We start from the raw sequence: 1742 nt of genomic DNA, 5'->3' as shown, positions 1-1742 counted from the left end.
AATCCAATTTTTTTCAACGTACATACTCCTTTATATTCTTAAGCCCTAACGCCGCATTAAGGTGTGAGCGACGCTTGGCTATACTTGAGCGAAGCGAAAATGCCAAGCGTTGCGAATCACTCTTAAATGCTTTGTTAGCAATACATTAAGCGCGATATATCTTTAGCGTAGTAATATTCTTCACTTCCAGATATCAACTGCATATTGAGCGATGAAATTGAGTCATAGGACATCACGTCCAAATCTGAACCTTGGGGTAAAACCACAATGTTAGGTGCAATTGGGATAATTAACACTCCATTGATAGTGTCGGGAAGAATACAATCTAAAGCGACTAGACGATATACCTGCCACTCGATATTTCTGAGTCCAATTCTATTGGCATCGTACATCCGTTGAGCTTGCAGGCTGTTAAACTCATATGATTGAATAACACCACCTACAGACGCTCCTTTTTGCTCAAGGTTTTGTATCTGATGCTGCGTAAGCTGTGGCTCAGGAGTACCATTTGAGATCAGTTTACTCTGATCATTTACTCTGAAATTAAACCTTGCTGCCCAGAGACTTATATAATTCGTCAGAGTTTGATGATCTTTTTCAGTGAGATAGTCTTGCCCGTTGCATATACTTTTTGAAAGTGCAAAATATGGAGTTTCAATACTGTTGAAAAATTGCTTCTCCGCTTTTTGAGTCCAAGCTCTAGCTGCTACAGCGCCGGGCTCATAGCGAGCTAACTTTTTGAAATTAACCTGCCCTTTCATCTTGTTTACTACATTGAGCTTTCCGCTCCCATCGCAAAAGCGCTTCATCGATGAATATGGTAGAAAATGTTGGCGCCAAGTGAATTTATATTCTTCATTGTCCACAATACCAACATCGATAGCTTTCATCTTTCTCTTGTACTTCATATTACACCTGTATTGCTAACGCCGCATTAAGTGGTGAGCAACGCCTCCCCCCAAGCTAAACCATTGTGTCCTAATCACTTTAGCCTATTTGAACTGAAAATGCTGAGCGTTGGGAATCCGTCTTAAATGCTTTGTTATGCCTTTGTCCCAGTCGGTTCGAAGAACTGCCAGAACTACTGTATCCCACCACTGTTCTTTGAAAAAGCGATGCTCTCTAAAGTGTGCTTCTTGACGCATACCTAAAGACTTACAGAGCTTAATTGCTGCTAGGTTCTTACTAATTGTCTCCGCATAGATACGGTGAACACCCAACTCAGAAAAACCAAAGTCTGCCAGAGCTAAAGCCGCTTCATAGCTTAGTTTATGTCCTTGAGATGACCTTGAAAACGCACACCCCATTGAAGCTTGTTGATTGTCTTCCAAGCGCAAGCAAACAGTCCCAATAAACTGCCTTGAATCCTTACACTCAACAGCTAGCTGATATGATTTTCTTGGTTCTTCAGAAGCCTGAGCTATAAACAAGTTTGTTAGCTCTTTATATTTATTAGGGTCACAATCACTTTCGTCATAGAAACGCTGATATTTAGCGTCCTGAGACATAGCAACAAAAGCACTTTCATCGTTCGGATTCATATCCCGAATAATCAAACGGTTAGTCTCGATTTTAAACATCGAAAGTTCCTTTTTCATCGTGAGGCATAACGCCGCGTTAAGTAGTGAGCAACATTGCCACCTAACCTAAACCATTGTGCCGTAAACACTAAATTCAAAGCAAACTGAAAATGCCGAGCGTTGCGAATCTGCCTTAAACGCTTTGTTAGTTGCCATTCTAAA

2 protein-coding genes are annotated in these 1742 nt (G+C 40.9%); both read right to left on the bottom strand.

Annotation, left to right across the window (positions count from 1 at the left end; all coding sequences use genetic code 11):
* Positions 1-134 precede the first annotated feature (134 nt).
* Entirely contained in the window at positions 135-890 is a 756-nt protein-coding gene (locus CDZ87_RS16650) for a hypothetical protein (protein WP_157806493.1), read from the bottom strand.
* Positions 891-992: 102 nt separating this feature from the next.
* Entirely contained in the window at positions 993-1580 is a 588-nt protein-coding gene (locus tag CDZ87_RS16645) for a GNAT family N-acetyltransferase (RefSeq protein WP_100754522.1), read from the bottom strand.
* Positions 1581-1742: the final 162 nt, after the last annotated feature.

Source organism: Vibrio salilacus (genome assembly GCF_002811245.1).
GTDB lineage: Bacteria > Pseudomonadota > Gammaproteobacteria > Enterobacterales > Vibrionaceae > Vibrio > Vibrio salilacus.
Note: the sequence above shows the minus strand (reverse complement) of the source record. Positions and strands in the feature narration are given on the sequence as shown.

What these genes read in the sequence shown, in the direction of transcription:
- CDZ87_RS16650 (WP_157806493.1), bottom strand. Translation starts at nt 890, where the DNA reads ATGAAAGCTATCGATGTTGGTATTGTGGACAATGAAGAATATAAATTC.
- CDZ87_RS16645 (WP_100754522.1), bottom strand. Translation starts at nt 1,580, where the DNA reads ATGTTTAAAATCGAGACTAACCGTTTGATTATTCGGGATATGAATCCG.